This is a genomic window from Streptomyces niger, assembly GCF_000718305.1.
GTDB lineage: Bacteria > Actinomycetota > Actinomycetes > Streptomycetales > Streptomycetaceae > Streptomyces > Streptomyces niger.
Map to the genome: position 1 here is coordinate 94,761 of NZ_JOFQ01000027.1, position 6,441 is coordinate 101,201.

8 protein-coding genes and 1 pseudogene are annotated in these 6,441 nt (G+C 69.1%); 4 read left to right on the forward strand and 5 right to left on the reverse strand.

The window, feature by feature from the left end:
* Nucleotides 1-69: 69 nt before the first annotated feature.
* Nucleotides 70-444 carry a hypothetical protein gene (locus tag IF20_RS33160; RefSeq protein WP_052869123.1) on the forward strand — a complete coding sequence of 125 codons (375 nt, stop codon included), beginning with the start codon at nt 70-72 and terminating at the stop codon, nt 442-444.
* A gap of 82 nt (nt 445-526) precedes the next feature.
* On the opposite strand, the pseudogene IF20_RS33165 reads toward IF20_RS33160, so the two are convergent.
* From IF20_RS33165 to IF20_RS33175, 3 genes and pseudogenes are all read right to left on the reverse strand, one after another.
* Nucleotides 527-745, reverse strand: a pseudogene (locus IF20_RS33165) (hypothetical protein); the annotation flags it as partial.
* A gap of 25 nt (nt 746-770) precedes the next feature.
* Nucleotides 771-1,160, reverse strand: coding sequence for a RidA family protein (locus tag IF20_RS33170; RefSeq protein ID WP_052869124.1), 390 nt, complete (start codon nt 1,158-1,160; stop codon nt 771-773).
* 33 nt (nt 1,161-1,193) lie between these two features.
* Nucleotides 1,194-2,117, reverse strand: coding sequence for a LysR family transcriptional regulator (locus tag IF20_RS33175; protein ID WP_052869125.1), 924 nt, complete (start codon nt 2,115-2,117; stop codon nt 1,194-1,196).
* Between the two features lie 91 nt (nt 2,118-2,208).
* On the opposite strand from IF20_RS33175, the gene IF20_RS33180 reads away from it, so the two are divergent.
* Nucleotides 2,209-3,126: a PhzF family phenazine biosynthesis isomerase gene (locus tag IF20_RS33180; RefSeq protein ID WP_052869126.1), complete on the forward strand. Its 918-nt coding sequence runs from the start codon at nt 2,209-2,211 to the stop codon at nt 3,124-3,126.
* A 22-nt stretch (nt 3,127-3,148) separates the two neighbouring features.
* On the opposite strand, the gene IF20_RS33185 is transcribed toward IF20_RS33180, so the two are convergent.
* On the reverse strand, nt 3,149-3,328 hold the full coding sequence (locus tag IF20_RS33185) for a hypothetical protein (RefSeq protein WP_052869127.1): 180 nt from the start codon (nt 3,326-3,328) through the stop codon (nt 3,149-3,151).
* A 149-nt stretch (nt 3,329-3,477) separates the two neighbouring features.
* Complete coding sequence (locus IF20_RS33190; protein WP_110944780.1) at nt 3,478-4,410, reverse strand: mechanosensitive ion channel family protein; 933 nt, start codon at nt 4,408-4,410, stop codon at nt 3,478-3,480.
* Nucleotides 4,411-4,929: 519 nt separating this feature from the next.
* On the opposite strand from IF20_RS33190, the gene IF20_RS33195 reads away from it, so the two are divergent.
* Nucleotides 4,930-5,553, forward strand: coding sequence for a TOPRIM nucleotidyl transferase/hydrolase domain-containing protein (locus tag IF20_RS33195; protein WP_052869129.1), 624 nt, complete (start codon nt 4,930-4,932; stop codon nt 5,551-5,553).
* A 275-nt stretch (nt 5,554-5,828) separates the two neighbouring features.
* Nucleotides 5,829-6,203 carry a VOC family protein gene (locus IF20_RS33200; protein WP_052869130.1) on the forward strand — a complete coding sequence of 125 codons (375 nt, stop codon included), beginning with the start codon at nt 5,829-5,831 and terminating at the stop codon, nt 6,201-6,203.
* Nucleotides 6,204-6,441 lie beyond the last annotated feature (238 nt).

Here is a 6,441-nt window from a genome sequence, read left to right on the forward strand (position 1 = left end):
GCAACTGCCGCGCCTTTCCGACGGAACTATGCGGCTTGTTGTGCCATGGGGAGAACAAGGGGGAAATACATGCGAAAGATAGCCAAGGCTGCTGCGCTGACGTTCGCCGTGAGCGCGCTCGCCACGGTCGGCATGTCCAGCGCCAACGCCGCGCCCGCGGCGGGCAGCCTGCACGGCTGCCCCTCAGGGGCCGTCTGCGTCTACCCGCAGAATGCCGGGTGGAACGGCGACCGCCCGTCGCTGGTCTTCTACAGCTACGGGGCGCACAACCTCAGCAACCAGTTCGGGCAGCACTACGTCCTGAACAACCAGACGGGCGGCGCGACGGCCCGCACCTGCACGGGCTACAACGGAACCGGGGACTGCCAGGGCTTCATCCAGCCCGGCTACTACGTCGACAAGGACCTGACACCGATCAATTTGATCCTCCTCGTCCGGCCGTAACAGCCGCCGGACACGCAAGGACGTCTTGCTCGGGCCGGTCCCTGCCGGGGCTCGGCCCGAGTGCCGTTCCGTCCCGGAGATCTCAGGCCCCGAGGGCACTGACGCCAAGGGTGATCAAGGCTACGGCCTTGGCCACCTCGGCGGCCACGTAGAACAGATGGGTGCGGGAGCGCGGCAGCGTCTCCCCCGCGAGCACCCGGTCGGACCGGCGGTTGAGCACGGGACGGATCACGACCAGTTGCACGGCCAGCAGGAGCACAGCGACGGCGGCTGTCACGCCGACCGGCGGGGGCGGACCACCCACGCCCCGCTCTCCCCCGCGGTCGCTACGCCGTGACCCGCCTCGCGTAGACCTCGATCTCGATCTTCATGCGCGGGTCGGCGAGCCCGCACACGAGCATCGTGGCGGCCGGCCGGACCTCGCCGAAGCGGCGGCGCAGCACCGGCCAGCAGGGCTCGAAGTCCGCTCGGTCGGGCAGCAGATAGCGCACCCGCACCACGTCGGCGAAGCCGGCCCCCGCCTCCGCCAGTGCGGCCTCGATGTTGCGCAGGCACTGCTCAGCCTGCTCCACCACATCGTCGGAAATGGTCATGGTGGCGTAGTCGAAGCCGGTCGTCCCGGACACATGCACCCACTCACCGTCGACCACGGCACGGGCATAACCTATCTGCTCCTCAAAGGTCGAGCCACTGAGGATCGCACGTCTCTCTGTCATACGCCGAACGCTAAGTGACCGACGCCGGTACGTCTAACGATTCCCACGATCCTCAGATATGACCTCTCGCTCCCCACGGAAGTGACGTACGACCTCGGCTGCGACGGTGCGGGCCGCGCGGGAGGGATGGCGGCGGCGATGGCGCGCCAGGTGGACGGAGACGTCGGGCAGGGAGGGGCCGTGTACTGCCGTGAGGCGGCCGTCGCGTAGGGCTTCGGCGACGTTGGCACGCGGGAGAACGGTCAGCCCCAGCCCGGCTGCGACGCAGGAGCGAGCGGCCTCGATGCTGCCGAACCGCGTCAGGCGGGGCTCAGCGCCCGCGACCGCCAGCAGGCGTTGGGCGAGCCAGTCGCTGTAGGAACAGCCCTGCTCGTGGAGGAAGAAGCTCTCCTGCGCCAACTCCTGCCACGTGACGGGACGTTCGCGGCCGGCGAGGGGGTGGTCGGGTGCACACAGCAGGGCCAGCGGCTGGCCGGCGATGCGCTCGGCCGTCAGTTCCGGATGGTCGACCCGGTCCTCCAGCAGGAGAGCGCAGTCCAGTCGGCCCGCCCGCAGTCCTTCCACGGCGGAAGCGGTGCTGCACGGCTGCAGGTGCACTTCCACATCCGGGTGGCGGCTGCGCAGCGCGGCGATCACGCCCGGCAGGTGGGCCGAGCACAGGGTCTCGCCCGCGCCCACCACCACGGTCCCGGCGATCGGACCGTCCTCGGCAGCCGCCGCGAGCAAGCGCGACTCGGCCTCCAGTACCTCTTCGGCCGACGTGAGCAAGCGCCGGCCGGCGTCGGTGAGTACGGCGCCTCGGGCGAGCCGGTCGAAGAGCCGGGTCCCCAACGCCTTCTCCAGCACCTTGATCTGCGCCGTGACCGTGGACTGCGCGAGCAGCAGCTCAGCGGCGGCACCGGTGAAGCTTCCCGTCCTGGCGAGCGCCGTGAAGGTCTGCAGGAGTCGGGTGTCCATGACCGGATACTAGCAAGCCATCACGCAATCCGATCGATTCGATGAATAACTATCGTTGGTATTGATGTGCCCTGGGCAGGAGTATGAAGGCATGACGCACACAACGGATGTCACTGTTCTGCGCTACACAGCGTTCACCTCCCACCCTGCCGGCGGGAACCCGGCCGGCGTCGTCCTCGACGCCGCCGGACTCGACGAGCAGCAGATGCTGGCGATCGCCGCCGAGGTCGGGTACTCGGAGACCGCATTCGTCACCGCACGCGGCTCCGAGGATTCCCAGGGCTCCCGGGACTCGCAGGACTCCCGGGGCGACCGGCAACGCCGTTTCACGCTCCGCTACTTCAGCCCGCTCGCCGAGGTCGCCTTCTGCGGACATGCCACCGTCGCCACGGCGGTGGCTCTCGCCGAACGCATCGGCCCCGGCGATCTGTTCTTCGACACCCCGGCCGGCGAGATCGGCGTAACGACCGTGGCCGATGCCGACGGTGCCGTACGGGCGACGCTCACCAGCGTTCCCACCCGTTCCCGTCCGGCGCGGGCCGACGAGCTGGACGCCACTCTTTCCGCTCTGCGGTGGCAGCGGGCCGACCTCGATCCGGCGCTGCCACCGCACGTGGCCTTCGCCGGCAACGAGCATCTGGTCCTGGGCGTCGGCTCCCGCGCCCGACTGGCCGACCTCGACTACGACTTCGAGGCTCTTGCCGATGTGATGCGCTCTCACGGCTGGACGACGGTGCATCTGGTCTGGCGCGAGAGCGACACTCACTTCCACGCGCGCGACCCGTTCCCCGTCGGCGGCGTCCTGGAAGACCCGGCCACCGGAGCGGCGGCCGCCGCGTTCGGAGGTTACCTGCGTACGCTCGGCCTGGTCCCCACCGCTGGTACCACTGGCGAGATCACCATTCGCCAAGGCGAGGACATGGGGCGGCCCAGCGACCTGACGGTCGAGGCGGCCCCGAACGACACCCGCGTACGCGTCACGGGCCACGCCGTACCGATCGCCGGGTGAACGGCTGGGCGTGCGGCGCCAGTCAGCTCGCGATGGCCCAGACGCCCCACGCCACGAGTGCCAGCACCGCGATCACCCCGAGGATGACACCGCCCACTCCGAAGCTGCCGGCGCGCTCCTCCTCCATGCGCTTTTCCGCCAGGAAGTTCTCGGCGTCCTCGGGCCTCCGGGTCCGCACCCACTGGCCGCTACCCACATTCATGACGTCTCCCCTCGTCTACTGGTCTCCGGCCTCTCCCCTGCCCGATCACACCGCCGGCATGCGTCTCCACGGGCGAGTACGCGCTCGGCGCCTCTCCCCACCGTCCACCGGCATGGGGAGAGGCAGCTCCGTCGGCAGTATCGAGCGGGTCAGCCGCGCGTCGGCACCGGGTCGTGGTCCGTGTCGTCCGTGCGCAGCCGGATGGTGCGTTGGGGGAAGTGGATGTCGATACCGGCCTCGTCGAGGGCCGTCTTGACCCGGCGGCGCAGCTCGCGGGTGACTGCCCACTGCTGCAACGGAACCGTCTTGACCGCGATGCGCACGACGACACCATCGGCGTCCAGTGACTGCACGCCCCACACGGCGGGTTCCTCGAGCAGCATGTCGGTGAACGCCTGGTCCTGACGCAACGCCTTTCCGGTGTCCGCCAGGACACGGTGGACGACGTCGAGATCGGCTTCGTAGGCGACGGGCACGTCCAGCACGGCACGTGCCCAGTCCTGACTGTCGTTGCGGACGCGCAGGATCTCACCGTTGCGGATGTGCCAGAGGCCGCCGTTGAGGTCTCGTACGTGCGTCAGCCGGAGGCCGATGTGTTCCACCTCGCCGACCGCCTCACCGAGGTCCACCGAGTCGCCGACGCCGTACTGGTCTTCGATCATGATGAGGAGGCCGGACAGGTAGTCGGCCACGAGGCTCTGCGCGCCGAAGCCGATGGCCAGACCGACGACGCCGGCACTCGCCAGCAGCGGGCCGAGCGCGATGCCCACCTGGTCCAGGACCATGGCGACGCCGAGCAGGGACAGGATGATGGTGACAGCGCTGCTGAGTACCGCGCCGATGGTGCGGGCGCGCTGTTCGCGGCGTTGCGGTGCGCGGGAGCGGTCGCGGTGCAGGACCAGGGGTCCGCGACCCGACGAGCGCGGTGACTGGGCGGCGGAGTCGTCGGCGGCAGGTTGCAGAACGTGCTGCACGATCCGGGAAATGGCCCGCCTGGCCACCCATCGGATCACCACGAGGACGGCGATGATGAGGACGATGCGCAGCGGTATGCCGACCAGATCGGCGGTGTGTTCCTGCATCCAGCCCGACCAGGGGGCGGCCAGAGCTGTACCTGCTTCCGGAGCTGACTGAGCAGGCGGGTGGGGCGTCGGCACTACGGACTCCGTTTCTCGGATACATGGATCGTGGCGCTCCCTACCCACTGACAGGCGACACGATCATCCAAGTGGCCCGTAAGACCGTCGGATGAGCGAGCGGGGTGCGGCAGACGCGGCAAATCACCCGGTCGGGCGCATCTGATTCCGGCGTCGAGGGGCACACGGGCCCTGCACGGAGTCGGCCATGCGTCACGCGCTCGGGGGCCGCACGCCGTGCACTTCGGATGACGACGGGGCGACCGGCCGCCTCCCGCGCCGGGCGCCCCGTCGTCATTCCGTTCCGCCCCGACACCTCGACCGTGGCCGGGGCTCGGTGACCGGGCGCCGCACCTGGCGGTCCTGAGGACAGGGACCACCCATGTGACGAGGGCATCGGGCACGTCGAATGGGGCCGTCGATTATTCCGGTGCCGTGCCGTCGTCGAAGAGGCACACTCGCTCCATGGCGGATATGCGAGCGTTCCGGGATGCGGTCACCGGCTGGGCGGCCGGTGGTCCCGGCGGGCCGGCGCGTGACTTGGCCGGCCAACTGGGAGTGCGGGCGGCGGTGTTGCTGGAAGGCCCGAGCGACCTCGCTGCCGTCGAGGCGTTGGCCGCACGGCGCGGCCGGGACCTCGATGCGGAGGGAGTGTGCGTCGTACCGATGGGCGGGGCCATGAGCGTCGGCCGCTATGCCGACCTCCTCGGACCGCCCGGCCTGGGCCTGCGTCTCGTGGGACTGTGCGACGAGAACGAGAAACGCTTCTACGACCGCGCTCTGCAGCGGGTACGGGACCCGGCCCCGCACCCCCACGTCTTCGTGTGCCGGCGGGACCTGGAGGACGAACTCATCCGCGCGCTGGGCGCAGCGGGAGTCGAGGAGATCATCCAGGCCGAGAACGACCTCCGCGCCTGGCAGACCTTCCTGCACCAGCCCGCGCAACTCGGCCGGCCCCGGCAGCAACAGTTGCGACGCTTCCTCGGCACGAAGAAGGGCCGCAAGATCCGCTACGGCCGCCTCCTCGTCGAGGCCCTCGACCCCGAACAGGTACCGGCACCGCTCGACGATCTCCTCGCACGGCTGTGACCCACTCCCTCGACGCCGGTGTCGGCCCGGGTCGGTCGACGCGGCGGAGGGCACCGGGGGCGAGGCCGGTGTTGTCACGGCAACCTCGCACAAGTACGGTTACGGGTGTGAACACCGGACCGGCGATACGCCACTCACGGATTGGCCACCCGGTGGCCGACTGACCGCGCAGTGGGTGCGGAGAAGGCACCCCGACAGTTCGGCACGCGGACCTCCCAGTGCTTTTGCACCTCGACGAATCCGCAGTGTTGCCGAACTACCATGAGGTCAGCTGAATGACAGCCACGTTCAACCACACCATCATCGCCTCCAAGGACCGGAAAGAGTCGGCCCGTTTCTTCCGCGAATTGCTGGAAGTACAGGAAGCACCGTCCTGGGGTCCCTTCACCAACATCCAGCTCGCAGACGGCGTGCTGCTCCAGTTCGCCGAGCCGCCGGTCGAGATCCAGATGCAGCATTACGCGTTCCTGGTCGATGACGACTTGTTCGACCGGGCTTACCAACGACTGTGTGACAACGGCATCGAGCACTGGGCCGACCCGCAGATGCAGCGCCCGGGCGAGATCAACGACGAGCACGGCGGCCGCGGGGTGTATTTCAAGGACCCGGCCGGTCACGCGATCGAGCTGATCACGCGCCCGTACCTGTGATTCGGGCTCACCCGGTCGGGAATGTCCCTTCGGCGTCTGACACTCGCCGGAATGATATCGGCGTGACCTGACACGCGCGTCGTGCCCTACGAGCGTCGACTCGTAGGGCACGACGCGCGCGATGGAACCGTCCGCCGCGCCCTAGTACTGCAACGGTGTTTGTTCTGATTGCTGGGCAGTTTTCAGGGACTGTGGCCCCGTCGTTTGTAGTGACTGATGCGGGCTTGGTGTTGGCGCC

Excerpts from the sequence above, each read along its gene's own strand:
- IF20_RS33160 (WP_052869123.1), top strand. The coding sequence starts at position 70 with ATGCGAAAGATAGCCAAGGCTGCTGCGCTGACGTTCGCCGTGAGCGCG.
- IF20_RS33170 (WP_052869124.1), bottom strand. The coding sequence starts at position 1,160 with ATGACAGAGAGACGTGCGATCCTCAGTGGCTCGACCTTTGAGGAGCAG.
- IF20_RS33175 (WP_052869125.1), bottom strand. The coding sequence starts at position 2,117 with ATGGACACCCGACTCCTGCAGACCTTCACGGCGCTCGCCAGGACGGGA.
- IF20_RS33180 (WP_052869126.1), top strand. The coding sequence starts at position 2,209 with ATGACGCACACAACGGATGTCACTGTTCTGCGCTACACAGCGTTCACC.
- IF20_RS33185 (WP_052869127.1), bottom strand. The coding sequence starts at position 3,328 with ATGAATGTGGGTAGCGGCCAGTGGGTGCGGACCCGGAGGCCCGAGGAC.
- IF20_RS33190 (WP_110944780.1), bottom strand. The coding sequence starts at position 4,410 with ATGCAGGAACACACCGCCGATCTGGTCGGCATACCGCTGCGCATCGTC.
- IF20_RS33195 (WP_052869129.1), top strand. The coding sequence starts at position 4,930 with ATGGCGGATATGCGAGCGTTCCGGGATGCGGTCACCGGCTGGGCGGCC.
- IF20_RS33200 (WP_052869130.1), top strand. The coding sequence starts at position 5,829 with ATGACAGCCACGTTCAACCACACCATCATCGCCTCCAAGGACCGGAAA.